This is a genomic window from Hymenobacter fodinae (assembly GCF_004745825.1).
In the GTDB taxonomy this organism is placed as follows: domain Bacteria; phylum Bacteroidota; class Bacteroidia; order Cytophagales; family Hymenobacteraceae; genus Hymenobacter; species Hymenobacter fodinae.
In genome coordinates, this window is sequence record NZ_SRLA01000001.1 from 1,362,027 (window position 1) to 1,388,170 (window position 26,144).

Here is a 26,144-nt window from a genome sequence, read left to right on the forward strand (position 1 = left end):
TTTGCCTGTATGAAAGCTACTTCGCTCGATCAGTTTTATCAGCGGTTGGCTACGGCCGTTGGGGCCGAGCCGCACGCGCTGCTGCCCCCGGATGCGGAGCGGGCCGTCGGGCATTTCAACGTGTTCAACATTCAGGAGCAGTTTCGGGACTATCCTGAAATGCCCGTTATGCCCTACGACCGGCGCGCCTACTACAAAATCAGCCTGATTAGGGGCCGCAGCCGGGCCGAGTACGCCAACAAAACCATCGAGCTCGACCAAAACGCCCTGCTCTTTGCCACGCCCAAAGTGCCCTACTACTGGGTGCCGCAGAACCCAGCGCAGGCCGGGCGCTTCTGCGTGTTCACGAGCGAGTTTCTGCTGCCGGCGAAGAGCGGGATTATCCTGGAGGAGCTGCCGCTGTTTCAGGCGAGTGGGTTTCCGGCTTTTCAGGTGTCGGATGCTGAGTGGACCGAGCTTAATGCCCTGTTCGAGAAGATGGAGCGGGAGCTGGCTTCGCCCTACGCCTATAAATACGACTTGCTGCGCACCTACGTGCTGGAGCTGCTTCATGCGGGCCAGAAGCTGCAGCCCCTCCCGGTCCAGCCCGCGGCCCCTACGGCCGCGGCCCGCATTGCGTCTCTGTTCACGGAGCTGCTGGAGCGGCAGTTTCCGCTTACCACGCCGCCCCAACAGCTGCCGCTGCGGTCGGCCAAGGACTTTGCCGACCGGCTGGCAGTGCACGTCAACCATCTCAACAAGGCACTCAAGCAGCAAACCGGCCACACCACCACTGCCCTTATTGCGCAGCGCTACGTGGAAGAGGCCAAGCGCCTATTGCAGCAACCCACCTGGACGGTTTCGCAGGTGTCCGACAGCCTGGGGTTTGCGGAAGTAGCCGACTTCTCTCACTTCTTCAAGCGCCACACCTCGCTGTCGCCGGCGGCGTTCCGGCAGTAGCCAACCGGATTGAATGGAGCAACAACCGGATTGTTGCGCCCAACTGCTTGCCCGGTCATGGAGCGGACCTTTGCCAGTAGGTAAACCACTTCATTCCACATGACCACTTCCACCATTGCCCTCATTACGGGCGGCAGCCGCGGCATCGGCAAAGACACGGCCCTGAGCCTGGCCAAGCAAGGCACCAACGTGCTGCTCACGTACCAAAGCAAAGAAGCCGAGGCGCTGGCCACCGTGGCCGAAATTCAGGCTCTAGGCCAGCAGGCCGCCGCGCTCCAGCTCGATACCGCCGACGTATCCAGCTTCGAGGCCTTCTACGCCCAGGTAACCGCCACCTTATCCACCACGTTTGGCGCCGAGCGGTTTGACTTCCTGATCAATAACGCCGGCTCTGGCCTAGGGGCCTCCTTCGCCGAAACCACAGAAGCGCAGTTCGACCACATGCTGCACGTGCACTTCAAAGGCGTGTTTTTCCTGACCCAGAAAGCCCTACCCCTCCTCCAGGATGGCGGCCGAATCATCAATATTTCCACCGGCCTCACCCGCAGTGTATTCCCCAATCGGGCGGCCTACGCCAGCATGAAAGGCGCCATCGAGGTCCTGACCAAGCACCAGGCCCAGGAATTGGGCCCCCGCCGCATTACCGTAAACGTGGTAGCGCCCGGCGCCATCGCCACCGACTTCAGCGGCGGCATCGTGCGCGACAACCCCCAGGTAAATGCCCACATTGCCGAGCAAACCGCCCTCGGCCGCGCCGGCCTGGCCAGCGACGTAGGAGGCGTAATTGCCTTCCTCTGCTCCGATGCCGCCGGCTGGATAACCGGCCAGCGTCTGGAAGTATCCGGCGGCATGCACCTCTAGGCCAGTAGGCAGAGCAATTAGCCAACGGCAGAAGGGCAAACTAAAGCTAGAAAGCAAGTTCCCCTCCTCAGATGAGGAGGGGTTAGGGGTGGTAGACTGGCCTAGAACGATCTACCTATAACCGTCATTCTGAGCGCAGCCGAGACATTTCGCGTGCTGGCGTTCTGGAGTGTTCAGGGTACTGTGGCCCACTCAGCCAACCTAATAAAGCACCAGGGGAGAAACAGAACCGGCCCGCTACTAGCGGGCCGGTTCTGCTTAGGGTATGATGGAAACGTTCAGAGTAGTCAGGTCGGCTACTGAGCCGGGCAGCCAGGTTTTCTGGAGCAGCGCGGCAATGTGCTCCGGCAGGTCTGCCACTGTCAGCGGCCGGGCTGGCCTAGCCACCACGTAATACCGCGAATCGGCCCGCTCGTGGAGGCGCGCTTTGGCGAAGGAAAACAGGCCGCGCTGGGCATAGCGTGCCGCGCCGGGGTAACTGCTCTCATCGGCTCCCACTTCCAGCTGCACCGCCTCCGCCGAACCGCCAGCCGGCCGCGTCAGGAAATACTGATGTAGCTCTAGCAGCGCCTCCTGAGACGCCGCCACCGATTCGGGCAGTATCCCGCCGCCGGAAGCCACATGCAAGATATAGCCGTTGCTATCCGTAGCAAACCAATCAATATCCGCGTCTTCCTGGTCTATCTCGTCAATGCGCATTTCTCTATATCAATTATAATTTATGTTTTCTGGCCTGCTAGCGACAGTTGCTGAGAATCCAGGGAAGTTTAATAAATCAAACGTGAAGCCTTCATCAATAGTGATAGCAATTTTTCTTTCTGATAATAGTACAACAGGGATATGTTCATGATCTTGAGCATTAGATTTAAACTTTGAAACGCGGCGTTTGGAGAAATGCTCGTCTTTGAATGCCTGTATTGCATCAGGTTTTATTTTTTTTAGCCTTCCTTCTCTTGTCAATAGGTCAATTATGGCTGGTATACTTGTTTCTGAATAGGCACCTATTGATGATCTGAGATATTCTACTAATAATTTTTGAGATACAACTAAGTGCGGTGTCGTTGTTATATCTTTTGTATCCTTAATCAACCAAAGAATAAGTTTTTTGTATTCTGGATCCAATGGTGTGCAAAAATTCTTTGCAACATTATTGTCGATAAATATGTCTTTCATCTATTCCGTTGCTGCAATAGCAATATTCATTACGTCCATCATGTATGTATCAAAAAAACTGTCAGGTGCTCCTGTTATCCTGCCGTCTTTCTCAAAATTAACTTCATGTAATATTGATGTATTGGCAACTTTTTCTAGATAATAAACCTTGACGTCATTTGTGCTTAATTCGCCTTCAGCTATTAATAATCTTATTCTGTTAATAAGGTACTCGCTATGTGATTCAATTATATACTGTTTGTTATTTTCGTTTATTTGTTTGGTTAGATAATTCGCAAAATTGGCTTGTACTTTTGGATGTAAATGTATTTCTGGCTGTGATACTGCTAATAATGAGTTGCTGCCTAACTGTAGATCTGCTACAATTATAGGTAAAAACTGGCTTAAGCCAAATCCTACGTCGCTAAGTGAAGATTGAAAAGATTTTTCGCTGGTTTTTAGCTTCAATTCAAATCGACCGCCTTTTAACTTGTGTGATTTAATATCTGTTGCTAATTCTAAATCTATAAGTGTGTCTTTTAATTTTGTCATTTTAATATCGTTCTTCTCCTCCCATTCAACTAACTGGTCTACATATCCTTCTCCCGAAAAATTCACTTTTCTTTTTGATCCTGACTTCTGATAATATGTCCTTTGAGGTGGATATCTGAACGATCCTATGAAGTTGAATTTGTTTTCAATATACCCAATTGTGCTAAAGATAGTGTGATTAATGTGTTTCATAAAATAATTTGTTTCATTATCCATAAAATCGCTAAACATTTCTTCTAAAGAATCAAATTTAGCGTCTTCAAATGATATAACATTTTTAGTATATTTTTGTTTTTTGGAGTTTTTAATTTGTGGAATGTTTTGGAATCGTTTTTTAAGTTCTTTTAATATAAATCCTAAGGCAAATGCTTGAATGCTTAAACAATATGTTTGCCTTTTTTGTCCATCTTCGTTTTCATAATACTTGGATGATATTTTTATATTTAAAAAATCATTCTCTAACGATAGTTCTTTTATTTTTGGTGAGTCATTTACCGTATTTACCTCCCAAATTGTCTTAAATGAAGTTTTGTATTTATTTCGATCATACCAAATTTCAGTAAAATATTCTCCTGAAATCTCAATATCATTGTTTGTTTTACCATTTCTAGCTATTTCTTCAAATCCTCCTAGTTCAACGTACTTACCATTTAATGATAAGAAATAAGGAAACTGTTCGGACTGCACTATTGATAAAATGCTATTTATTATGGAGCTTTTTCCGCTACTATTAGCTCCTGTTAACAAAGTTATTTTTGAAAAATCAATCTTCGTTTTTTGAAAGGATCTAAAATTGTCCAGATACAGCGTTTTAAGAATATTTCTTTCTGGTGTATTTGTCATGCTAGGTTTGCTTTTAATGTCGTTTTGTTATGCTTATAACTTCTCCAAAATCTCCTGCGCCGCTACGGCAATAACTGTCCCGGGGCCATATATGCCGACCACTCCGGCGTTGTAGAGGAAATCGTAATCCTGGGCGGGGATGACGCCGCCGGCAATGACGAGGATGTCTTCGCGGCCGAGCTGCCGGAGCTCCTCAATGAGCTGCGGAATCAGGGTTTTGTGGCCGGCGGCGAGGCTGCTCACGCCTACCACGTGCACGTCGTTTTCGGCGGCTTGGCGGGCTACTTCGTCGGGGGTTTGGAACAGGGGCGCAATGTCCACGTCGAAGCCCACGTCGGCGAAGGAGGTGGCAATGATCTTGGAGCCTCGGTCGTGGCCGTCCTGGCCCATTTTGGCCACCATCATGCGGGGGCGGCGGCCTTCCTTGGCGGCAAAGTCGTCGGCGGCCTGGCGGGCCTTCGCGAATTCCTCGTCGTAGTTCATCTCGGCAGAATACACGCCCGAAATGGCGCGAATAGTGGCCTGGTGGCGGCCGTATACTTTCTCCAGGGCATCGGAAATCTCGCCCAGCGTAGCACGTAGGCGAGCCGCCTTCACGGCCAGGGCCAGCAGGTTCTCGTTGCCAGAGCGGGCAGCTTCCGTGAGGGCATCCAGGGCCTGCTGCACGGCGGCACCATCGCGCTCCGCCCGAATCTGGTTCAGGCGCGCAATCTGCGACTCGCGCACGGCGGCGTTGTCGATGTCGAGCACGTCAATCTGCTGCTCCTCGCTGGGGCGGTACTTGTTCACGCCCACCACTATTTCCTTGCCTGAGTCGATGCGGGCCTGCTTGCGGGCCGAGGCTTCCTCAATGCGCATCTTCGGTAGGCCAGTCTCAATGGCTTTGGCCATGCCGCCCAGCTCCTCCACTTCCTGAATCAGTGCCCAGGCTTTGTCGGCCAGCTCGTGGGTGAGGGTTTCCACGTAGTAGGAGCCGCCCCAGGGGTCTACCACGCGGGTAATGTCGGTTTCGTGCTGGAGGTAGAGCTGGGTGTTGCGCGCAATGCGGGCCGAGAAGTCGGTGGGCAGCGCAATGGCTTCGTCGAGGGCGTTGGTGTGCAGGCTCTGGGTGCCGCCCAGGGCCGCGGCCATGGCCTCAATGCAGGTGCGGGCTACGTTGTTGAAGGGGTCCTGCTCGGTAAGCGAGTAGCCCGAGGTCTGGCAGTGCGTGCGCAGGGCCAGGCTCTTAGGGTTCTGCGGATCAAACTGCTTGATGAGCTTGGCCCACAGCAGGCGGCCGGCGCGCATCTTGGCAATTTCCATGAAGTGATTCATGCCAATGGCCCAGAAAAACGACAGGCGCGGGGCAAACTGATCAATGGTCATGCCCGCCGCGAGGCCGGCGCGCACGTACTCCAGGCCATCGGCGAGGGTATAGGCTAGTTCAATATCGGCGGTGGCTCCGGCTTCCTGCATGTGGTAGCCCGAGATGCTGATGCTGTTGAACTTGGGCATGTGCTGCGCCGTGTAGCTGAAGATATCCGCAATGATGCGCATACTCGGCAGAGGCGGGTAGATGTAGGTGTTGCGCACCATGAACTCCTTCAGAATATCGTTCTGAATGGTACCCGCCAGCTTCTCGGGGCTCACGCCCTGCTCCTCAGCCGCTACAATGTAAAAGGCCAGCACCGGCAGCACCGCCCCGTTCATGGTCATGCTCACCGACATCTGATCCAGCGGAATCTGGTCGAAGAGAATCTTCATGTCCTCCACCGAGTCAATGGCCACGCCAGCCTTGCCCACGTCGCCCACCACGCGCGGGTGGTCGGAGTCGTAGCCCCGGTGCGTCGCCAAGTCAAACGCCACCGACAGGCCCTTCTGCCCACCGGCCAGGTTACGGCGGTAAAAGGCGTTGGATTCCTCGGCCGTGCTGAAGCCCGCGTATTGCCGGATGGTCCAGGGGTTCTGCACATACATGGTGGCGTACGGCCCGCGCAGGTACGGCGCCTGCCCTGCCCCAAAGCCCAGGTGGCCTAGGCCAGTTACATCCTGCGCCGTGTAGAAGCTCTTGAGCGGAATGCCCTCAGGAGTGGTAGAAGTAGCAGTTTCAACAGGAGGCGCGGGCAGCTGGGCCGCGTCGTACGCTATTTGGGAGAAATCAGGTTTCATCTGGAGTCGGATGGGGTTTGTCATGCTGAGCGAAGTCGAAGCATCTCTACTGCTTCGTTGCTGTTCTAGGCCAGTTGATTAGCCAGAGGTAGAGATGCTTCGACTGCGCTCGGCATGACGATAGATTGGCTACTTCTTGCCTTGTAGGCGGGCCAGTACGTCTTCGGTGCTGTAGCCTTGCACCGTGAATTCCTGGAAGCCAAACACGCGGATGGCCTCCTGCATGGTGGGCAAATCAGCAGTCAGCAGGGCCGAGGGTATGAAATCGGGCTCGTCGATGGGCACGTGGTTGATTGCCCGGGCCAAGCGTCCGTACTGCTCAGGGGTGGCGTACATGAGGGTAGCTTCTTCGGCTGAGGAAAACAGCACCGACAGCGTACCCTCGGGGTGGGCTTCGCGCAACTCGGGGCGCTCCGCTGCCGGTAAGGTCCGCAGAAACGACTCTAGGATATGCTGGTTGGTGTGCGAACCAAGCAACACCAGAGCCGAGCGTTTGCGCCGCCGCTCACGCCGGTCGAAGTGCATAGCTGTAGCCAGGCGTAATACCTCCGTGGGATAAGTGGCGCGGGTGCTGTCGAATTCCCGGCTGCGCAACAGGCGCTTGGGGTTGTAGTCGAACTGCTCATTAGGGTTCTGGAAACGGTTGGTGCCCACTACTACCTGCTCGCCGTTGGCAATGCGCCGGAACTGCGCCTGAGCCGAAGCGTGTAGCTCCTGCAGTACCAGCCCAGTAGCGCCCGGTAGGCCACCCTGCGCCTCAATCTTCTGGAACAAGGTCCAGGCTTGGTGGGCGAGTTGGTCGGTGAGGGTTTCGAGGTAGTAGGAGCCGGCGGCGGGGTCCTGCACCCGGTCGAGGTAGGCCTCTTCGCGCAGCAGAATGGGTAGGTTGCGGGCCAGACGCTCAGCAAACTCGTTGGGCTCGTGAAACAGACTGTCGAACCGGCCTACACTCACGGCGGTGGCTCCACCCAGCACCGCGCTCATGGCTTCGGTGGTGACGCGCAACAGATTGGTGTGCGGGTCGAGGGTGGTTTGGCTCCAGGAAGAGGTGCTGGCGAAAATGGGCAGCTCCTGCGCTACCTCAACGGGTACCCCGTACGCTTGGAGCAATGTGGCAAACAAGCGGCGCAGGGCGCGCAGCTTGGCAATTTCAAAGAAGTAGTTGGGGTTGATGCCCACTTGCACGTGCAGGGCCCGCGCTACCATCTCCACGGTAAGCTCATCCTTTGGCAGCTCGCTCAAATACGTGGCTGCTGTGCTCAGCGCAAAGGCAATCTGCTGGGTTACGGTAGCGCCACGGTCGGCGTAATAACCCGAGTTGATGCCTACCACCTTTACCTCCGGCCATGCCTGGCTGGCTTGCAGCACCAAGCGCAGCTCAGCCAACTGTGCTGGTACGTCAGGCGCGTGGCAGGTGATAGGGTCCAGCACAAAAAAGCCCCTCGGCGTCACTTTCAGTTCCTGCAGGTGCTTCACTAGCTCGCCTAGGCCACTGCGCATGGAATAGCCCACATAGGTGCTCTCCAGCAGTAGCTTTTGCTGTAGGTAGTGTAGGTCAAAGGTGCCGGCATTCGAGAGCAGAAAGTGTGCTCCCTCGGCCCCGCGGGCCAGCCCTTCCGCCGCCCGGTCAATAGCCTTGTGGCCGCGGTCGTGGGCCGGAATGCTGTAGGTGGGCACGTTCCGCCACGTGGGCTCCGTGCGTACCAGCGGTGTGGGGGCACCGCCCAGGGCTTGTAGGGCTTCGAGGTGATAGAAGGGCTCAACAGTGAGGCCATCGGGGGTGTGCCAGGCGAGGGCAGCCGGGTCCTGGCCTTTCAGGTCGCGGCGAATGCGCTCCTGCCACTGCGGCGTCGTGACGGCTTCAAACTCAGCAAAAGAAACCGGGGTAGAACGGGGCGTATCGGCCATAAGGTGGCGGGGTGGGGTGGAAATCAGGCAACAGAAAGCGGGCTAAAGATACCGTTTCAAGGCCATAAACGGACGATGCAAGGCCAGAGCTTACGCTTGGTGTCAGTATGCACCGCAGGTGTATACTGTTTGCTCTTCATTATGGATCAGGCTCACCATCTACTCAGGCCGAAACTCATTCCTGGCCTGCTGATGGCGCTGCCCTTCTGCTTAGGAGAGTGGCCTAGGCCGCGCAACTCCGGCGCAACTGCCTTATCTTTGTGGTCCGCATTCCATTTCCCTCAGACCTGATGCACTTTCTTCGTTCTCGCGTAGCGGCCCTTGGCCTGCTAACGGCCGTAGCGCTGGCGCCGGCCTGCCAGCGTGCCGCCTATCAGCCTAAGGCGCAGCTGGCACCCGTAACGGGCCTGCCCGTCGGTAAATCTATCCCCGACGACCCCACGGCTGCTGCCACCATTGAGCCCTATCGCCAGCGCGTAACAGCCCAGATGACCGAAGTAATTGGCACGGCCCCGGTAGCCATTACCAAGAATAACGGGGAGTCACCGCTCTCCAACTTTACCTCCGATATTCAGCGGATGCGGGCCAGCAAGGAAATCGGCCAGCCCGTTGATTTGGGCGTGATGTCGAATGGTGGCTTACGGGCGCCCATTCCAGCTGGTGCGGTTACGGTGGGCTCTATCTTCGAGCTGATGCCATTTGAGAACGAGCTGGTGGTCTTGGATGCCCCCGGTCCCGTGGTGCAGGAGCTGTTCAATTACGCGGCCAAAGCTAAAATGCCGGTGTCGGGTGCGTTCTACACGGTGTCGGCCGATGGCAAACCCGAGAATCTGCGCATTAACGGCCAGCCTCTTGACCTCACCCGGACCTATACTATTGCCATATCTGACTACCTGGCCAGCGGCGGCGACAACATGGTGTTCTTCAAGCCCATCAAGTTCCGGCACACCAACGTGCTGCTACGGAGCGCCTTCATTGAGGCCATTCGAGAGAGGACCAAGCAAGGCTTGCCCATTGAAGCCAAGCTGGAAGGCCGCGTGAAGTAAGAGCCGAGGGCGGCTGAGGAAAGATTCTGTATCCTTCCGAGCAGCCTACTCATCCGCAAGTAGTACATCAGCATCTCAAGAAATCAACTCCGTGGATCGTCGCGAATTTCTGAAACATACTGGCCTAGGAGCCGCCAGCGTAGCCCTGCTGGGCGTGAGCCTGCCCGCCGCTGCGGCCGATAAAAAGGCCACCCGCCTTACTATTCTGCACACCAACGACATGCACTCCCGCATTGAGCCCTTCCCCGATAATGCGGCCCAGTGGGCGGGCATGGGTGGCATGGCGCGCCGCGCCACGCTAATTGAGCAGGTGCGCAAAGAGGAGCCCAACGTGCTGCTGCTGGACTCCGGCGACATCTGGCAGGGCACGCCCTACTTCAACTTCTTCATGGGCGAGTTGGAGTACAAGCTCATGTCGCAGATGAAGTACGATGCCAGCACCCTCGGCAACCACGACTTCGACAATGGCCTAGAGGGGCTGCAGAAGCAGCTGCCCAATGCTAACTTCCCCTTCCTAATTGCCAACTACGATTTCTCAGCCACGCCGCTGGCCGGCCGCTTCAAGCCCTACAAGGTGTTTGACAAGCAGGGAATCCGGGTGGGCGTGTTTGGGTTGGGCATCGAGCTGGCTGGCCTGGTGGCCGACAAGAACTTCGGTGCCACCAAGTACCTCGACCCCATCACCGTGGCCAATGACATGGTGAAGCAGCTCCGCGGCCCCGAAAAGTGCGACCTGGTGATTTGCCTCTCACACCTGGGCTACAAGTACCAGGGCCCGAAGGTGGATGACTTCAAGCTGGCCGCCGGCGCACCGGGCATCGACCTGATTTTGGGTGGTCACACGCATACGTTCCTCGATAAGCCCGACGTTGTACTGGGAGCAAATGGCCACCAGACCCTAATCAACCAGGTCGGCTGGTCGGGCATCAACCTCGGCCGTTTAGATTATTCGTTCGAGCGGGGCTCGCGCCGGCCGGCCGTAGCGGCTGCCTCGGTCATGCCTGTCCGCGAGGCGTAAAAAGCAAGAGATAGACGCGTTTTTTTGTCTCCTGACTTTTCCACATTTTTGTCTCCCTCTTGAAAAAACGGGCCTGTTTTGGGCGTGCCGTCGTTTCCTGTTCCCCTCACCTTGCACCTGTTGCTGCTGCCCTATTTGATTGATGCTGAAGGATTGCCGAACCGTATGGGTCAACTGTCTTCGCGTCATCAAGGCAAACATTGGTGAGCAGAGCTTCAAGACGTGGTTTCAACCCATCGTCCCGGTACAGCTCCACAATAATGTTTTAATCATTCAGGTCCCCAGCCAGTTTTTTTATGAATGGCTGGAGGAGCATTATGTGGATGTGCTAAAGAAAGCCATCTACCAGGAACTGGGTCCTGAGGGCCGACTGGAGTACTCAATCGTAGTAGACCAGGGTAACGCCCAAACCAAGCCGCGCACGCTCAATCTGCCCACTTCGCATAAGGCGGCAGGTCCGGCGCCCGAAACTACGCCCGCCGCAGCCCTGGCTAGCGGCCCAATGTCGTCGTCGGCGCGCAACGTGGCCGCAGCGGCTGCGCAGCCCGCTCAACCGGCTACGCTGCGCAACCCCTTCGAGGCCAGCAAGGCTATTGACCGGAACTACCTCAACTCCCAGCTCAACCACAGCTACACCTTCGAGAACTACATTGAGGGTGACTGTAACCGGTTATCGCGCTCGGCGGGGCTGGCTGTGGCCAACAAGCCCGGCACCACGTCGTTTAACCCGCTGATGATTTACGGTGGGGTAGGCCTAGGCAAGACGCACCTGGTGCAGGCCATCGGTAACCACATCAAGGCCACCAATACCGATAAGTTCGTGCTCTACGTTTCGGCGGAGAAGTTTACGAACCAGTTCATCGAGAGCCTGCGCTCCAACGCTGTGCAGGATTTTGCAAACTTCTACCTGCTCGTAGACATCCTGATTCTGGACGACGTGCAGTTCCTGTCGGGTAAGGACAAGACCCAGGAGATGTTCTTCCACATCTTCAACCACCTGCACCAAGCCGGCAAGCAGATCGTGATGACCTCCGACCGGCCGCCCCGCGACCTAGTAGGCTTGGAGGACCGCTTGTTGTCGCGCTTTAAGTGGGGCCTGACCGCTGACCTGCAAAGCCCCGACTTCGAGACGCGCATGGCCATCATCCAGAACAAAATGCAGCAGGATGGCATCGATATCCCGCCGCAAGTGGTGGAGTACTTGGCGCACTCCGTGAATACCAACGTACGGGAGTTAGAAGGCGTGCTGATTTCGCTGGTGGCCCAGTCGAGCCTCAACCGCCGCGAGATTGACCTGGAAATGGCTAAGCAAGCCCTTCGGCACATCATTGAGGAAGTAGAGGCTGAGGTGAACCTGGATTTCATTCAGAAAACCTGCGCCGAGTATTTCAGCGTGCCGGTAGAGCTGCTAAAAGCTAAAACGCGCAAGAAGGAAGTGGTAACGGCGCGCCAAGTGGCCATGTACTTCGCCAAAGAGCACACCAGCCACTCCCTGAAAAGCATCGGCCACCACTTCGGCGGCCGCGACCACAGCACCGTTATCCACTCCGTCCAAACGGTTTCCGACCTGATCGATTCCGACAAAAGCTTCCGCACCACCATTCAGGAGTTACGGAAGAAGTTCGCCGGCAAATAAGAAAGCCATTCTTTTCGCTGCACAGATGAGCGTCAGCGGGAGAAGTGGCCTAGGAGCCCGCTCAGATGCTGCGTTACTCGAAACGACATAGAAAAGCCCTTCACTTAGCAGTGAAAGGCTTTTCGCTTTTATGCAACAGCTCTAGGCCACCTACGCCTGAGCTTGGGTATCGCGGAGCGGAATGTTGTGTTTGCTGGAGAAGCTGCGGATCTGCTCACGCAGGGCCCGCTTGCGCTTGGTGCCTTTTACCTGGCGCAAGCTCAGGGCATACGTGCCTCCTTCTTTCAGCTGCACGCGTAGCTGCTGTGGTACCAGCTCCAGCGCCGAGATTTCTTCGGCGGGAAAAGCCTGCTTCGGGCGGAACAGCCCGTCTTTATGCACAATGTAGGCGGGCGTAAACTCTAGGTAGCTCTGGGTGCCAAACACCGGGGCGTTGTGCACCAGCACGTAGCCCACATACACGAGGCTGAACGCCAAGAACACGTAGTGCAGGAAGTGCAGGTCGTTGACGCCGCTATCGGTGATGATAAGCGAGAGCGTGTAAGCTATCCAGATGCCCCCAATAAACAGCTGACCCCAGAAGGGAATCCGGGAATTGTTGGCGGGCTGAAGACGAATTCGGGTAGAAGCTGGAGGCATAAGGGCGCAATGGGTAGCTAAGAGCCCGCAAAATAAGGGATAGTTCCTGAACCGCCGCCCTAGGCCACCCAAGGCGAGTACTGGCCTAGGGCGGCGGTTCAGAAAATGACAGGGGCTACTTCAGCGTCGCCGAAGCCAGCTCCATTTCCGGCACCGCGCTCAGCAACTGCGAAATGGGGCAATGCTCCTTGGCATTCTCGGCCTGCTTCTGAAACTCTTCCTGCGTGATGCCTTCCACTTCGCCTTCCGTGGTCAGAGTAATCTTCACCACTTTCGGAATCTCCCCCGACGTATCTAGCGTCACCTTCGACTCGGTGCGGATCTGTTTAACCTGGGCGCCGGCTTTCGTGAGCTGGCCCGTCAGGAACATGGTGTAGCAGCCGGCGTGGGCCGCGCCAATCAGCTCCTCAGGGTTGGTGCCTTTCTGGCCCTCGAACCGGGCTCCTACTGAGTAAGGCGCTTTTACGGTGCCACTCTGCGTAGAAATTTCGCCGCTGCCTTTGATGTCGCCGTTCCAAACGGCATTGCCACGTTGGTTGATCATGATGAAGAGAAGTTGTGAAAGGTGAGTTTGTGCGGTTGTTACGGGAGAAACTTATGAAAAGATGAGCTTAGTAAGGCTGGCTGTAGCTCCGCAGGGTTTCAGCTACTGGAGCCTTCGCCACACCGGGAGGCGTAGCAGTGTCCTAAAACCTTCCCAACTTCGCAACTTCACAACCTCGCTTTTGTCATGGGTCTGAAATCCACTCTTAGTCGGCCGGTGGCCGCTTACATTGCCCGCCAATATGCCCGCTGGCAGCAAGACCCCATTGGCACCCAACAGCGAGTGTTGAGAGAACTGCTAACCCAAGGCGCCCGCACCGCCTTTGGCCGCGACCATAATCTGGCCGAAGCTCGCACGGCCCAGGACTTAGCCGCCCGCGTGCCGGTCCGCGACTACGAGGCTCTGAGCCCGTATTTCAACCGCGTGAAAGCGGGCGAGGCCAACGTGCTCTGGCCCAGTAAGCCACTCTACCTAGCCAAAACCAGCGGCACTACCAGTGGCGCCAAATACATTCCGCTCACCCGAGACAGCATTCCGAACCACATCAACGGTGCCCGCGATGCCCTGCTGCATTACGTGCACAAAACCGGTAAAAGCCGTTTCCTCGATGGTAAGCTGATGTTCCTGTCAGGTTCGCCGGAGCTGGAAACGGTGGGCGGCATTCATACTGGGCGCTTGTCGGGCATTGTGAACCACCATGTGCCGGGCTACCTGCGCCGCAATCAGATGCCCAGCTACCAGACCAACATCATTGAGGACTGGGAAACCAAGCTCGACCACATTGTGGAGGAAACCCTGCCTCAGCCGATGAGCCTCATTTCTGGCATCCCACCCTGGGTGCAGATGTACTTTGACCGGATTGTGGCGCGCACCGGTAGGCCAGTAGGGGAGGTGTTCCCGCAGTTTGATCTGTTCGTGTACGGCGGCGTGAACTTCGAGCCATATCGCAAAAAGCTGTTCGATACCATTGGTAGGCCAGTGGATAGCGTAGAGCTGTTTCCGGCTTCCGAAGGATTCCTGGCCTTCCAGGATGAGCCCGGCAACCCCGGCATGCTGTTGCTACTCGATGCGGGCATCTTCTTCGAGTTCATCCCCGCCGAGCGGTTCTTCGAGCCCAACCCGCCCCGCCTGACCCTGGCCGAAGTGGAACTGGATAAGCAGTACGCCCTCGTGCTCAACTCCAACGCCGGCCTCTGGGGCTACAGCCTCGGCGACACCGTGCGTTTCACCCAGAAGTACCCGTTCCGGGTAGTGGTATCGGGCCGCATCAAGCACTTTTTGTCAGCTTTCGGGGAGCATGTCATCGGGGAAGAAGTAGAGCAGACCCTGCGCGAGGCCATGCAGCAACACCCCGAGGTAGAAGTGGTAGAATTCACCGTGGCTCCCCGCGTCAGCGACGACCCCACCGTGCCCTCCCGCCACGAGTGGCTTATCGAGTTTGCTAGGCCACCCCACGATGCCGCCGCCTTTGCCGCCGCCCTCGATACTGGCCTACGCCGCCGCAACGTGTATTACGATGACCTGCTGGCCGGCAACATTCTCGCGCCACTCCAACTCACGCCCCTGCCCGCCGGAGCCTTTCAGCGCTATATGAAAAGCCTGGGCAAGCTGGGCGGCCAGAACAAGGTGCCGCGGTTGAGTAATGACCGCACGGTTGCGGAAGGACTGTTATCTACCTTGTCATGAAATTTGTGCCCTCCAGTATGCTGGCATGGACAATTAGCGCTTAGGTATCTGAAAACAGTTTGACCTAGAATGTTTGGGATTTGTAAGTTCTCATGCGGATTGCCTTCGACCTCGACAATAACCTAATTCGCAACAACTACTTATTCCCGCTTGAACGGCCTCATTGGCCCCGCTTAGCGCAGATGCTCAGTAGCGAAGGTCTGCGCCAGGGGGTAGCCGAAGCCGTTGCTTTATGTCGGGCTCAAGGCTGGGAGGTATGGGTATACACCACCTCTTACCGTAGCGCTTGGTACATCAGACGGCTTTTCTGGCTGCATGGTATCCGGCTGGATGGCGTAGTCAATCAACAGCGCCATGACCGCAAGGTGCAGGTGCGCTCTACCAAGCACCCGCCTACGTTCGGAATCGACTTACTCGTGGATGACTCGGAAGGGGTGAAGTTGGAGGGTGAACGGTACGGCTTCCGGGTGGTAGTGGTGCAGCCGGAGGACCTGGATTGGGTGATGAAAGTGCGGGCCGCCGTACAGTGCCATGATCAAGTAAGCGCCGAGGAAAGCCAGAAAACGTAATTTGGCCCCGCCTTCCATCCTTTACTCTTTTCCATGCGCCTGCTTTTTCTTGTCTTGCTGAGTGCTCTGCTGTGGAGCCAATCTTCTGTCGCCCAAAAAAACGCTCAACCCCTGCGAGTAGCCACCTACAACCTGCGTCTCAACGTGGCCAGCGACGGGGTCAATGCTTGGCCGAACCGCAAGGAGATGGTGAAAAACCTGGTGCGCTACCATGATTTCGACGTGTTCGGCACCCAGGAAGGCTTCCGCGGGCAGCTTAACGATGTAGCGGAGCTATCGGAATACGCCTTCGTGGGCCACGGCCGCGACGATGGCAAGGAAGCCGGGGAGCATTCGGCCATCTTCTACAAGAAAAACCGGCTGAAAATGCTGCAAACCGGCGACTTCTGGCTCAGCCAAACGCCCGATAAGCCCTCCAAAGGCTGGGATGCCACCTGCTGCAACCGCATCTGTACCTGGGCTAAGTTCCAGGATCTGAAAACGAAGCAAGAGTTTTACTTCTTCAGCGCCCACTTCGACCATGAAGGCGTGGAAGCCCGCCGCCAGTCGGGGAAGCTGATGGTGCAGAAGATGCAGGAAATTGCTAAAAATGCCCCGGTTATCTGCGTCGGCGACTTTAACTCCACCCCCGATACCGAGCAGATCAAGACCATTGGAAGCGTATTGCAGAACGCCTACCAGGCCACCAAGCAGCCACCTTACGGCCCGGTGGGCACATTTACTGGCTTCAAGCTCGACGCTCCCCTACAAGACCGCATCGACCACATCTTCGTCAGCAAGCAGTTCGACGTTCTGAATTACGCCGTACTCACCGATTCTATACGCGGGCTCTACCCTTCTGACCACTTCCCCGTGCTGGTGACGCTGGTGCTGAAGTAATCTTGTAGCAGCTATGTGGAGCCACTTATATGGGTACTATGAAATTAGATGCTCCAATACGTACACTAGCGTTGCAGATACAGCTACTATTAGAGCTTACTTAGATACACTTCCAGAACTGCAGCGAGTGGGACAAGTAAGCTACAGGAATACCTTTGGTTATTCAGGAATGACGTTAGCCTTGGTGAGAGGACACTGTGGCAACTTTCATTACAACGACGACACATGGACTGATGAATTCAATATGATTCCGATTGTCTGTGAGAAATTGGAAAATGGCAAAGTGCCGCAGCAGCATATCTTATTTCTAGTTCGACTTGCTCGTGTACTCAACTGGGAGCTAATTGAGGAGGAGAATGATGAGGGAGAGGAAAACGTAGTACTATGGAAACCTTAATCAAACCCCAGCTTCACGCCGCCTGCCTGGCCTACGTGCAGGAGCGTATTGACGCCTGCCAGGCCGCCATTCAGGCCGCGCAGGAATCGGCCAACTCTGAAACCAAGAGCAGCGCCGGCGACAAATACGAAACCGGCCGCGCCATGGCCCAGAATGAGCGCGACCGAAACACCGTGCAGCTTCACCAGGCCCAGCAGCTGCAAGGCGAGCTAACCCGCATCAACCCCGAACTCCCCTGCGACACCGTGCGCCCCGGTGCCCTGGTTCGGACGAGCCTAGGCCACTTTTACATCAGCATCAGCGCCGGCAAGCTCCCGATAGGTGGCCTAGACTACTTCGCCGTTTCTCCGGCCGCGCCGGTAGCGGCGGTGCTGGCGGGTAAGCGGGCCGGAGAGCAGGTGGTGTTTAATGGGAAGCCTGTCAAGATTCAGGAAATACAGTAGTGGGCACCACAAAAAAGAAGACCGGCAAGAAGCATAAACCGAAACCAAGTGGCTTACGGCCCAACCGCAAAGCGTTGATTTGGCCAGCGGTAGTACTGTTTTTGCTTCTCATCCTGACTTGCTTTTCTGAAGCCCTAAAGCAGAACGGCGCTGCAAGCCTTGCGAAAGATTTTCATGTATGGCTCTTTGCTTGGGCAATACTGTGGGGAGCAACTCAAAGGATTATTGACGGCAACTACTTCAGTGAGTATGGGTTGATAACCGCAATATTTTGCGTAGGGTGCTTGTTGGCCTCGTGGTCAACGACTGACTTGCGTGAGAAGCTGCTGCTGTTTTTTCCGCTACTGTACCTGGGCTGGTTACGGGTATTGCTTAGGCTACTCTTTCCAAAATATCCTAGCGGAGAGTTAATGCCTGTCGTGTCAATGGGCCGGGGCGGATGGAAGGGCAAAGCTGGGGGATACATTCCATCCTGGCGGGAGAGGTGGCTATCGGGACTTCTGTTAATCGGGCCGTTAGGTTTTCTCTTCCTTATCGTAAACATACTTCCTAGAACCTAACTGCAACCCCCAGAAAATGCCGCCCGCATTGCACTACCTTTGTTTGAGGTAGTTCCCATTCCCGTATGCCCGATTCCTTTTCCAAACGTGTTACCCTGCTCGGTTCCACCGGCTCCATCGGTACCCAGGCCCTTGATGTAATCCGTAGCCAGCCTGGCAAATTCACCGTTACCGCGCTTTCGGCTCACTCCAACGCCGAACTGCTCATTCAACAAGCCCAGGAGTTTCGGCCCGCCGCCGTAGTTATCGGCGACGACGCCAAGTATGCCACCGTCAAAGCCGCGCTGGCCTCGCAACCCGAAACTGAAGTGCTGGCCGGAGCCGCCGCCCTCGCCGACGTAGCCGGCCGCGACGATGCCGACGTAGTACTGACCGCCATGGTAGGCTACGCGGGGTTGCTGCCTACAGTGCGCGCCATTCGGGCCGGCAAAACCATTGCCCTAGCCAATAAGGAAACTCTGGTGGTAGCAGGCCAGCTTATTACCGAACTGGTAAAGGATCACGGCGTAGGCCTGTATCCCGTCGACTCAGAGCACTCCGCCATTTTTCAGTGCTTGGTGGGGGAGGAGCAGAACCCCATTGAGAAGATCATCCTCACCGCCTCGGGTGGTCCGTTCCGGGGGCGCACCCGCGAGCAGCTGGCACAGGTAACTAAGGCTCAGGCGCTCAAACACCCCAACTGGGACATGGGCGCCAAAATCACCATCGACTCGGCTTCCCTCATGAACAAGGGCCTGGAGGTGATTGAAGCCAAGTGGCTCTTCGGCCTGCGCAACGACCAGATTGACGTAGTTGTTCACCCGCAAAGCATCATTCACTCCCTAGTACAGTTCGAGGATGGCTCCTTGAAAGCCCAGCTAGGCCTCCCCGACATGAAGCTACCCATTCAGTACGCCCTGGGCTACCCGCAGCGCCTAGCTAATACCTTCCCGCGGTTTTCCTTCCTCGATTATCCTCAGCTGACGTTTGAGCAGGCCGATACCAGCGCCTTCCGTAACCTCGCGCTGGCGTTCGAGGCCATGGGCCGCGCCGGCAATGCTCCTTGCATCCTGAACGCGGCCAACGAAATTGCCGTGGCCGCCTTCCTGCGCGACGAAATCGGGTTCCTGCAAATGTCGGAGGTGGTAGAAACCAGCCTCGCCCGGGTTTCGTACCTTGCCGCTCCGAGCCTGGATGACTACGTGGAAACCGACCGCGAAACGCGCCGAATTGCGCAGGAGCTGGTAGGCCACTCCTGACACCCTGGCCGAAATGTTCCGCTTGGGGCACGTCGTTGCCTTTCGGTGCGTTGTTTGTGTAACCTGCCGTTTATGGTGCCCTGCCGAGCTTCTGCGAGGGCGCAACCTACTCATCACCTCATTACTCTACTCTCTTTGGAAGGATTGATCATGGCCGGGCAGATGCTGCTGGGCCTTTCCATACTAGTTGGTCTGCACGAGTTCGGACACTTTGCGGCCGCCAAATATTTCAAGATCCGGGTCGACAAGTTTTACATCTTCTTCGACTTCCTGTTTCCGCTGCCGGGCGTGATGAACTTCGCCCTGTTCAAGAAGAAAATTGGCGAGACGGAGTACGGCCTCGGCTGGTTCCCGCTGGGTGGCTACGTGGCCATCCACGGCATGATCGACGAAACCCAGGACGCCGAAGCCCTGGCCGCCGAGCCGCAACCCAACGAGTTTCGGGCCAAGCCAGCCTGGCAGCGTCTCATCGTAATGCTGGGCGGCATCATCATGAACGTGATTACCGGCATCGTTATCTTCTCGCTGCTCACGTTTAAGTATGGTGAGAGCTACCTGCCCGCCTCCGAAGTTCGCTACGGCATAGTACCGAATGAGCTAGGCAAGGAAATCGGCTTCCAGAACGGCGACAAAATTGTGAAAATCAACGGCCGCCCGTTCACGGAGTTCAACGACGTGTACAGCCCCGAAGTAGTGCTTGGCAACAACGCCTACTACACCGTCGACCGCAGCGGGCAAATCGTGGATATCCCGGTGCCCAACAACTTCATGGACCGCCTCTCCGATGAAGGCCAAGCCGCGTTCGTGCTGCCCCTCGACCCCTTCGTGGTAGATGAAGTGGTGAGCAACAGCCCCGCCGCCAAAGCGGGCCTCCAGCCCAACGACCGTGTCATGCAGGTAGCCGGCCAGAAGATCCAGTTCTTCCCCGAGCTGCAGAAGGCTCTGAAAGATCACGCTGGCAAGCCCACGGTAGTGCAAGTAGAACGCGCCGGCCAGCCTGTAACGCTGACGGTGGAAGTAGACGACGACGGCAAAATCGGCTTCAAGCCTAAGTCCTTGCTCAACTACGCTACCCGCCAGTACGGCCTCGTAGAGTCTATACCGGTGGGTGCCAAGCAGGCGTTTGGCGTGGTAACCACCCAGATGAAGGCGTTCGGTAAAATCTTCAGCGGGCAGGCTTCCTTACGCAAGTCGCTGGGCGGCCCCATTGAAATTGCCCAGCAGTATGGCGGCAAGTGGGACTGGCTACGCTTCTGGACTCTTACCGGTATGCTGTCCATGGTGTTGGCCTTCATGAACCTGCTGCCCATTCCGGCTCTCGATGGCGGCCACGTAATCTTCCTGCTCTACGAAATGATTGCCGGCCGCAAGCCCTCGGATAAATTCCTGGAAGGCGCTCAGAAAGTGGGCATGGCTCTTATTCTGATGCTGATGGTTTTCGTGCTCGGCAACGGCCTGTTCAAAACTATTTTCCACTTCTAGGCCACTTCCCAACTAACCTAGCTCCGGACCTTCTTGCTCTGGCACGATAGTCGTTCTACTCGGAGCGGCCGTGACGGACGCAGGAAGGTCCGGTGCATTTTGTCAAGCCAGCATATTGTTATGTCTCGTAGAATTCTCTTGTTGCTCCCGGTAGCCTTGCTGTTGAGCTTGGCCGCTTGGGCGCACGCCTACCACGCCAGCATCATGGAGCTGCGTTATAACCCGCAGAAGCTGCAGTTGGAAATAGCCCTGAAAGTGTTCAGTGATGATTTTGAAAAAGCTTTGTCTGTAGGCCAGTCAGCTGGTATCAGCTTAGATAAGTCTCCAAAAGAGCAGGTGAATACGCTAGTGCTGCAGCTAGTACGGCGCTCCGTGGAGTTCAGCACTAAGCCCGGCGAAGTACTGCCCCTAACCTTGGTGGGTATCCAGCACGAACACGATTCGCACTGGGTATACTTCACCGCTAAGCTGCCTAGGCCAGTCCAGAGCGTGTCAATGCGCCACAAGCTGCTGCTCGATGTGTTTCCGGATCAAATGAACATTGTGAACCTGGAAGCCGCTGGGCAGAAGCAGAGTCTATTGTTCCGCAGTGGGCAGGAACAGCAACAGTTAAAATGGTAGGCCACTCTCATCCCCCCTTGCGAGGACCTGCTTTCTGTATAAAGCGAGGTCATAAACAATTAAAAAGCCCTTACCAACACGCGGTGGTAAGGGCTTTTTAATTGTTTAGCTACGAGGAGCGGTTTTGTGTTAACTCATCATAAGATGGGTGAGAGTGGCCTACCAGCCACTACCTGCTCCTGTGTCTTTCTTGCTGCCTGCCTCGCCTTCAGGCTTAATCAGGCGGAACTCTACGCGGCGGTTGGTGCGGGCGTCTTCGGCGGTGGCTTCTTCCTTCAGCGGCTGGGTGCTGCCGTACCCCATGCTTTCAATACGGTTGGGCTTGAGCTTGCCCTTCTGCTCAATGTATTTTCGGATGGCCTCGGCCCGATCCTGCGAGAGTGTCATATTAAAATCAGGGTCACCCTTAGAATCGGTATGGCCCGAAATGCTGAGCCGGAACGTCGGGTGGTCGACCATGAACACGGCAATGCGGTCTAGGATAGGCTGCATACTGGTTCGGATAGTGGCCTTGTCCTGATCAAACTCAATGTTTTTGAAGACAAGTGGAATCCGGTAGTCGATGGAGTTAGTCATCAGCTTCATCACCGTATCACCCTGGAGCGCGAAGCTTTTTTCCACGCTAAAGAAGTCGGGGCTCTGAATCAGCATCACGTAATGAGAGCCCTCAATCAGGTCAAAATCAAAGGAGCCGTCGTCGCGTAGGTATTTGCTGGCTACCTCAATGCCGTTGTCGGTGTCGATGATGCTGACAATACCGTTGAGCGGTTTACTACTTACCGAGTCGATTAGGGAGCCTTCTACGTGAGTAGTAGCCAATGGCTGCGCTTCCATCGGCAGCGGGAATGAAAAGAGGTCGAGGTTCTTCATGTCCTTCTCCTCCGAGCGGGCGTAGTACAGGCTCTTTGAGTCGGCATCGATGGTGAAATAATACTCCGACCCTTTACCGTTTACCAGTGGCCCAATGTTAATTGGTTCTTGCCAGCGGCCACGCACGCGGTACGTCTTATAAATGTCGAAGTCGCCAAAATTTAGGAGCTGCCCCCGTGAGGAGAAGTACAGAACGTGGTACAGCGGGTGATAAAATGGGCTCACTTCACTTTCGCGGGTGTTTACCGTCGGGCCCATGTTGAGAGCCCGGCTCCACTGCCCGTTCTTTTGCTTCACGGTGTACCAGATATCCGAGAGGCCAAAGCCCCCCAAGCGGTCCGAGGCAAAATAGAGCGTGTCCTCGCCCGGCGAAAGCGTGGGCTGCGAGTCCCAGGCAGTAGAGTTAACCGTAGCGCCCAGGCTTTTTGGCACCGACCACTGCCCATCCTTGAAGGTGGATACGTACAGGTCGCAGTTGCCGTGGCAAGTGGGGCACTCGCAGCGCGCGAAGTACAGCGTCTTACCATCCTTACTGATGCAGGCCGATCCCTCATTGTAAGGGGAATTGATGGGCTTGGGCAGGGGCTCCGCTTCTGTCCAGACGCCATTCTCAAACCGGGCGGTATATAAATCCTCATCCACCACGTTGTTGATGCCTCGGAGCTTGCGTTTAGAGGTAAAAATCAACTGGTCGGCGTCGGCACTTAACGTAGGGCCGTAGTCCTCTGACAGGGAGTTGATGACCTCCCCCATCGAAGTGTACACGCCTTTGGGGGGGCGAAACGTTGCGATATTCTTACGGTACTCTACAATGTCGTAGTACGTTTTCAGGGGCACGTACAAGTCGGCATCCTTGCGCTCCAACGAGTCATAGTAGAGTTGCACCTTCTTGAGATCTTGGCGGCGGTGTTTTAGGGCCAAGCTATAGTATACCTTTGCTCGGCTATCGTTGCCAGCTTTATCCCAGAGCTGGCCCAGGCGCCAGAGCATGGTGGTGTTCTTGTAAAAGTTCTCGATGCCGAACTGGCCTACGTATGCATCCAGCAAGTTGCGGGCAGCCGTCCAGTTCTTACGCTTTTCCGCTTTTTCAATGGCCCGCAATGCCTTCTTATCCTCAAAATAGGCAAGCCGGTTTACGTTAGGAAAATCAGGGGTGGCATCTGGCCGTAGGCGCATTCGTTGCACTACCTTGCCCGAGAGCTTCCGTTGAGAATTGGGTAGGCCACCTTTTTGCTGCGCCCAGGTCATAACTGGGAAAAACACCAACAAGCAGGATAGAAGCAGACGGAAAAAGGTAAGCATAAAAATATAAGCACAAGAGCGGTGGGAGACCAGCGCAAAGAAGACCAAAAATAGGAATTTTTCGATGCATCTAGCGGTTGTTTTGTATATACTAACCTGACGATTCTGTCTGGAGAAAGATGCCGGGTTGGCGGCATTTATCCCTTACATGCCCAAGCAAGAGCATGGCATGGCACTTGCCGAATACTTACCTTCGAAAGAATATCTTGCTTGGGGTAAGGGTGCCGGCCTCTTCGGCTGTCATTATGGCACTTTATTTCCCTTTCCGCTCTCCCTGCTCATGAATCAATCTGATCCGAAAACGCCGCTTTCTACCCTTTTGCTGATGAGTGATGATCCTGCTGAAGTGGTTTCTATTGTGGCTACTGACCCAGATCAGCCCTTAAGCCCGGAGGAGTCTCCGGCTCTTCTGCCCTTACTGCCTGTTCGCAACACGGTGCTATTTCCGGGCGTGGTATTGCCCGTCACGGTCACCCGCAAAAAAAGCATCCGGCTGGTACGCAAAGCCTACCGGGGCAATAAGATTGTGGGAGTAGTAGCCCAGAAAAATGTACAGAGCGACGACCCTGGCCTGACCGACCTCTACCAGGTGGGTACTATGGCAAAAATTCTGAAGTTGCTGGTACTGCCAGATGGTAACACCACCATCATAATTCAGGGCCAGTCGCGCTTCAAAATTGAGGAGGAAACGCAAAGCACGCCGTATCTCACGGCGCGGGTAAGCTACGCCGCCGAAACTTTCCCGAACAAGAACTCCAAAGAAGTAAAAGCTTTAGTGTCGTCGCTGAAAGATGCGGCGGCTAAAATGCTCAAGCTTAACCCCGAGATTCCTCAGGAGGCGCAGCTGGCTCTGGAAAACATTGAGTCGCCTTCTTTCCTGACCCATTTCCTTTCCTCTAATATCAACGTGGAGGTGGGCATGAAGCAGAAGCTGCTCGAAATCAACGACGGCGTGGAGCGCGGCACTCAGTTGCTGGAGCTGATGATGCGTGAAATTCAACTTCTGGAAATCAAGCGTGAAATCCAGACGAAGGTGCACACCGACATCGACCAGCAGCAGCGTGACTACTTCCTGCGTCAGCAAATTAAAGTGCTGCAGGATGAATTGGGGTTTGATGGGCCAGACCAGGAAATTGAGAAGCTACGCCTCCGGGCCAAAGCCAAAAAGTGGCCTGAAACTGTTGGTAAGCACTTCGAAAAAGAACTTGACAAGCTAGGCCGTATCAACCCGCAGGCTGCCGAGTACCCCGTAAGCCTGAACTACGTGGAGTTCTTGCTGGATTTGCCCTGGGCGGAGTATACCAAGGATAACTTCAACCTGAAGCGTACCAAGAAGATTCTGGATGATGACCACTATGGCCTAGAGAAGGTTAAGGAGCGCATCATCGAGTATCTGGCAGTGCTCAAGCTAAAGCAGGACATGAAGGCCCCCATTTTGTGCCTATATGGCCCGCCCGGCGTGGGTAAAACCAGCTTGGGCCGCTCCGTGGCCAAAGCGCTGGGCCGTAAGTACGTGCGGATGAGCTTAGGGGGCGTGCGTGATGAAGCCGAAATCAGGGGCCACCGCAAAACCTACGTGGGAGCCATGCCCGGCCGCATCATTTCTCAGATCAAGAAGGCGGGCGCCTCCAACCCCGTTATCGTGCTCGATGAAATCGACAAGATCAACTCCGATTTCCGGGGCGATCCATCGTCGGCTCTGCTGGAAGTGCTAGACCCAGAGCAGAACTCCACCTTCACCGATAACTACCTGGAGGTAGAGTACGACCTGTCCAAGGTGCTATTCATTGCTACCGCCAACTCACTGGAGACCATTCAGCCCGCCTTGCGCGACCGAATGGAAATCATTGATCTGACGGGCTACACCCTGGAGGAAAAAACCCAGATTGCCAAAAAGCACCTGTGGCCTAAGTTGCTTCAGGAGCATGGCCTAGGCCCTAAGGATGCTGCTATTACTAACGGTGCCCTGCAGCGGGTAATCGACGATTATACCCGGGAGTCGGGGGTGCGAAGCCTAGAGCGCAAGCTGGGTGGTGTGGTGCGAAACTTGGCCAAGAGCAAAGCCATGAAGGAGGACTACCCGGCCACTTTGGAGCCTAAAGATGTGTCGCGTATCCTCGGTGCCGCCATCTTCGACCGGGACTTATACCAAGACAATGAAACCGCCGGCGTTGTAACAGGCCTAGCTTGGACTTCAGTTGGGGGCGACATCCTCTTTATTGAAAGCCTGCTGAGCCGTGGGCGGGGCAAGCTTACGTTGTCCGGTCAGCTTGGCGACGTGATGAAGGAATCAGCCGTTACGGCCCTTTCATATTTGCGCAGCCGTGCCGAGGAGCTGGACATCGATTATCGCCTTTTCGATCAGTACGACCTGCACATCCACTTCCCGGAGGGCGCCGTGCCCAAGGATGGGCCTAGCGCCGGTATTGCTATTTTCACCAGCATTGCCTCGGTATTTACCCAGCGTAAAATCCGGAGCCATTTGGCCATGACGGGTGAAATAACCTTGCGGGGTAAAGTGCTGCCCGTAGGTGGTATCAAGGAGAAAATACTGGCAGCCAAGCGAGCTGGTATTAAGGACATCATCCTGTGCCATAAGAACCGCAAAGACATCAACGAAATCCCGGCCGATTACCTCAAGGACCTCACCATTCACTACGCCGATCGGGTGGATGATGTGCTGCAGGTAGCTCTGCTTCAGGAGAAGGTGGCTCACCCCATGAAACTAGTAGTGCGGGATGAGCCCGTAGCCGTAGTTGGGCCTAGTGTAGAAGTTAATTAGTCATCTATTATCAGGAATGGGAGCGAGGG

21 protein-coding genes are annotated in these 26,144 nt (G+C 55.6%); 13 read left to right on the plus strand and 8 right to left on the minus strand.

The annotated features are described in order from the left end of the window. Nucleotides 1-9: 9 nt before the first annotated feature. Nucleotides 10-939 carry a helix-turn-helix domain-containing protein gene (locus EU556_RS05845; protein WP_135431930.1) on the plus strand — a complete coding sequence of 310 codons (930 nt, stop codon included), beginning with the start codon at nt 10-12 and terminating at the stop codon, nt 937-939. A 99-nt stretch (nt 940-1,038) separates the two neighbouring features. Beyond that, nucleotides 1,039-1,800 carry an SDR family NAD(P)-dependent oxidoreductase gene (locus EU556_RS05850; protein ID WP_135431932.1) on the plus strand — a complete coding sequence of 254 codons (762 nt, stop codon included), beginning with the start codon at nt 1,039-1,041 and terminating at the stop codon, nt 1,798-1,800. Between the two features lie 258 nt (nt 1,801-2,058). Here EU556_RS05850 and EU556_RS05855 read toward each other — a convergent pair whose 3' ends face one another. From EU556_RS05855 to EU556_RS05875, 5 genes are all read right to left on the minus strand, one after another. Continuing rightward, nucleotides 2,059-2,499, minus strand: coding sequence for a hypothetical protein (locus tag EU556_RS05855; protein ID WP_135431934.1), 441 nt, complete (start codon nt 2,497-2,499; stop codon nt 2,059-2,061). A 9-nt stretch (nt 2,500-2,508) separates the two neighbouring features. Then, nucleotides 2,509-2,973, minus strand: a complete 465-nt coding sequence (locus tag EU556_RS05860; protein ID WP_135431936.1) for a hypothetical protein — start codon at nt 2,971-2,973, stop codon at nt 2,509-2,511. Continuing rightward, on the minus strand, nt 2,974-4,347 hold the full coding sequence (locus EU556_RS05865) for a DUF3696 domain-containing protein (protein ID WP_135431938.1): 1,374 nt from the start codon (nt 4,345-4,347) through the stop codon (nt 2,974-2,976). A 33-nt stretch (nt 4,348-4,380) separates the two neighbouring features. Further along, a complete protein-coding gene (gene scpA / locus EU556_RS05870; protein WP_135432643.1) occupies nt 4,381-6,495 on the minus strand; it encodes a methylmalonyl-CoA mutase in 2,115 nt (704 codons plus the stop codon). 129 nt (nt 6,496-6,624) lie between these two features. Next, a complete protein-coding gene (locus EU556_RS05875) occupies nt 6,625-8,403 on the minus strand; it encodes a methylmalonyl-CoA mutase family protein (protein WP_135431940.1) in 1,779 nt (592 codons plus the stop codon). Nucleotides 8,404-8,693: 290 nt separating this feature from the next. Between EU556_RS05875 and EU556_RS05880 the strand changes: the two genes are divergently transcribed. The 3 genes from EU556_RS05880 to dnaA all read left to right on the plus strand — a co-directional run bounded on the left by EU556_RS05880 (nt 8,694) and on the right by dnaA (nt 12,103). After that, a complete protein-coding gene (locus tag EU556_RS05880) occupies nt 8,694-9,449 on the plus strand; it encodes a 5'-nucleotidase C-terminal domain-containing protein (protein WP_135431942.1) in 756 nt (251 codons plus the stop codon). Nucleotides 9,450-9,540: 91 nt separating this feature from the next. Further along, a complete protein-coding gene (locus EU556_RS05885) occupies nt 9,541-10,467 on the plus strand; it encodes a bifunctional metallophosphatase/5'-nucleotidase (RefSeq protein ID WP_135431944.1) in 927 nt (308 codons plus the stop codon). A gap of 142 nt (nt 10,468-10,609) precedes the next feature. After that, on the plus strand, nt 10,610-12,103 hold the full coding sequence (gene dnaA, locus EU556_RS05890) for a chromosomal replication initiator protein DnaA (protein WP_135431946.1): 1,494 nt from the start codon (nt 10,610-10,612) through the stop codon (nt 12,101-12,103). A 150-nt stretch (nt 12,104-12,253) separates the two neighbouring features. Here dnaA and EU556_RS05895 read toward each other — a convergent pair whose 3' ends face one another. Then, nucleotides 12,254-12,742 carry a hypothetical protein gene (locus EU556_RS05895; protein WP_135431948.1) on the minus strand — a complete coding sequence of 163 codons (489 nt, stop codon included), beginning with the start codon at nt 12,740-12,742 and terminating at the stop codon, nt 12,254-12,256. A gap of 115 nt (nt 12,743-12,857) precedes the next feature. Further along, complete coding sequence (locus tag EU556_RS05900; protein ID WP_135431950.1) at nt 12,858-13,286, minus strand: OsmC family peroxiredoxin; 429 nt, start codon at nt 13,284-13,286, stop codon at nt 12,858-12,860. Nucleotides 13,287-13,472: 186 nt separating this feature from the next. Between EU556_RS05900 and EU556_RS05905 the strand changes: the two genes are divergently transcribed. From EU556_RS05905 to EU556_RS05935, 7 genes are all read left to right on the plus strand, one after another. Beyond that, nucleotides 13,473-14,972, plus strand: coding sequence for a GH3 auxin-responsive promoter family protein (locus EU556_RS05905; protein WP_135431952.1), 1,500 nt, complete (start codon nt 13,473-13,475; stop codon nt 14,970-14,972). A gap of 92 nt (nt 14,973-15,064) precedes the next feature. Beyond that, nucleotides 15,065-15,541 (plus strand): hypothetical protein, encoded by a 477-nt coding sequence (locus EU556_RS05910; RefSeq protein WP_135431954.1) that lies wholly within the window; start codon nt 15,065-15,067, stop codon nt 15,539-15,541. A gap of 33 nt (nt 15,542-15,574) precedes the next feature. Then, nucleotides 15,575-16,420: an endonuclease/exonuclease/phosphatase family protein gene (locus EU556_RS05915; RefSeq protein ID WP_135431956.1), complete on the plus strand. Its 846-nt coding sequence runs from the start codon at nt 15,575-15,577 to the stop codon at nt 16,418-16,420. A 384-nt stretch (nt 16,421-16,804) separates the two neighbouring features. Further along, nucleotides 16,805-17,260, plus strand: coding sequence for a 3-oxoacyl-ACP synthase (locus tag EU556_RS05920; protein WP_135431958.1), 456 nt, complete (start codon nt 16,805-16,807; stop codon nt 17,258-17,260). A gap of 625 nt (nt 17,261-17,885) precedes the next feature. Beyond that, the gene (locus EU556_RS05925; RefSeq protein WP_135431960.1) at nt 17,886-19,058 is read left to right on the plus strand and encodes a 1-deoxy-D-xylulose-5-phosphate reductoisomerase; all 1,173 of its coding nucleotides are present in this window, start codon (nt 17,886-17,888) and stop codon (nt 19,056-19,058) included. 135 nt (nt 19,059-19,193) lie between these two features. Further along, entirely contained in the window at nt 19,194-20,540 is a 1,347-nt protein-coding gene (gene rseP, locus EU556_RS05930; protein WP_135431962.1) for an RIP metalloprotease RseP, read from the plus strand. Between the two features lie 120 nt (nt 20,541-20,660). Continuing rightward, the gene (locus EU556_RS05935) at nt 20,661-21,161 is read left to right on the plus strand and encodes a DUF6702 family protein (protein ID WP_135431964.1); all 501 of its coding nucleotides are present in this window, start codon (nt 20,661-20,663) and stop codon (nt 21,159-21,161) included. 159 nt (nt 21,162-21,320) lie between these two features. Here the strand turns inward: EU556_RS05935 and EU556_RS05940 are convergent, their stop codons facing one another. Further along, the gene (locus tag EU556_RS05940; RefSeq protein WP_245327447.1) at nt 21,321-23,333 is read right to left on the minus strand and encodes an OmpA family protein; all 2,013 of its coding nucleotides are present in this window, start codon (nt 23,331-23,333) and stop codon (nt 21,321-21,323) included. Nucleotides 23,334-23,613: 280 nt separating this feature from the next. On the opposite strand from EU556_RS05940, the gene lon reads away from it, so the two are divergent. After that, nucleotides 23,614-26,115: an endopeptidase La gene (lon, locus tag EU556_RS05945; RefSeq protein ID WP_245327448.1), complete on the plus strand. Its 2,502-nt coding sequence runs from the start codon at nt 23,614-23,616 to the stop codon at nt 26,113-26,115. Nucleotides 26,116-26,144: the final 29 nt, after the last annotated feature.

Bases quoted from the DNA above. Each gene is read 5' to 3' on its own strand.
- EU556_RS05855 (WP_135431934.1), bottom strand. From the start codon at position 2,499: ATGCGCATTGACGAGATAGACCAGGAAGACGCGGATATTGATTGGTTT.
- lon (WP_245327448.1), top strand. From the start codon at position 23,614: ATGAATCAATCTGATCCGAAAACGCCGCTTTCTACCCTTTTGCTGATG.
- dnaA (WP_135431946.1), top strand. From the start codon at position 10,610: ATGCTGAAGGATTGCCGAACCGTATGGGTCAACTGTCTTCGCGTCATC.
- EU556_RS05940 (WP_245327447.1), bottom strand. From the start codon at position 23,333: ATGCTTACCTTTTTCCGTCTGCTTCTATCCTGCTTGTTGGTGTTTTTC.
- EU556_RS05910 (WP_135431954.1), top strand. From the start codon at position 15,065: ATGCGGATTGCCTTCGACCTCGACAATAACCTAATTCGCAACAACTAC.
- EU556_RS05905 (WP_135431952.1), top strand. From the start codon at position 13,473: ATGGGTCTGAAATCCACTCTTAGTCGGCCGGTGGCCGCTTACATTGCC.
- EU556_RS05865 (WP_135431938.1), bottom strand. From the start codon at position 4,347: ATGACAAATACACCAGAAAGAAATATTCTTAAAACGCTGTATCTGGAC.
- EU556_RS05860 (WP_135431936.1), bottom strand. From the start codon at position 2,973: ATGAAAGACATATTTATCGACAATAATGTTGCAAAGAATTTTTGCACA.
- EU556_RS05850 (WP_135431932.1), top strand. From the start codon at position 1,039: ATGACCACTTCCACCATTGCCCTCATTACGGGCGGCAGCCGCGGCATC.
- EU556_RS05935 (WP_135431964.1), top strand. From the start codon at position 20,661: ATGTCTCGTAGAATTCTCTTGTTGCTCCCGGTAGCCTTGCTGTTGAGC.
- EU556_RS05925 (WP_135431960.1), top strand. From the start codon at position 17,886: ATGCCCGATTCCTTTTCCAAACGTGTTACCCTGCTCGGTTCCACCGGC.
- EU556_RS05920 (WP_135431958.1), top strand. From the start codon at position 16,805: ATGGAAACCTTAATCAAACCCCAGCTTCACGCCGCCTGCCTGGCCTAC.
- EU556_RS05915 (WP_135431956.1), top strand. From the start codon at position 15,575: ATGCGCCTGCTTTTTCTTGTCTTGCTGAGTGCTCTGCTGTGGAGCCAA.
- EU556_RS05880 (WP_135431942.1), top strand. From the start codon at position 8,694: ATGCACTTTCTTCGTTCTCGCGTAGCGGCCCTTGGCCTGCTAACGGCC.
- EU556_RS05895 (WP_135431948.1), bottom strand. From the start codon at position 12,742: ATGCCTCCAGCTTCTACCCGAATTCGTCTTCAGCCCGCCAACAATTCC.
- EU556_RS05900 (WP_135431950.1), bottom strand. From the start codon at position 13,286: ATGATCAACCAACGTGGCAATGCCGTTTGGAACGGCGACATCAAAGGC.
- EU556_RS05845 (WP_135431930.1), top strand. From the start codon at position 10: ATGAAAGCTACTTCGCTCGATCAGTTTTATCAGCGGTTGGCTACGGCC.
- EU556_RS05875 (WP_135431940.1), bottom strand. From the start codon at position 8,403: ATGGCCGATACGCCCCGTTCTACCCCGGTTTCTTTTGCTGAGTTTGAA.
- scpA (WP_135432643.1), bottom strand. From the start codon at position 6,495: ATGAAACCTGATTTCTCCCAAATAGCGTACGACGCGGCCCAGCTGCCC.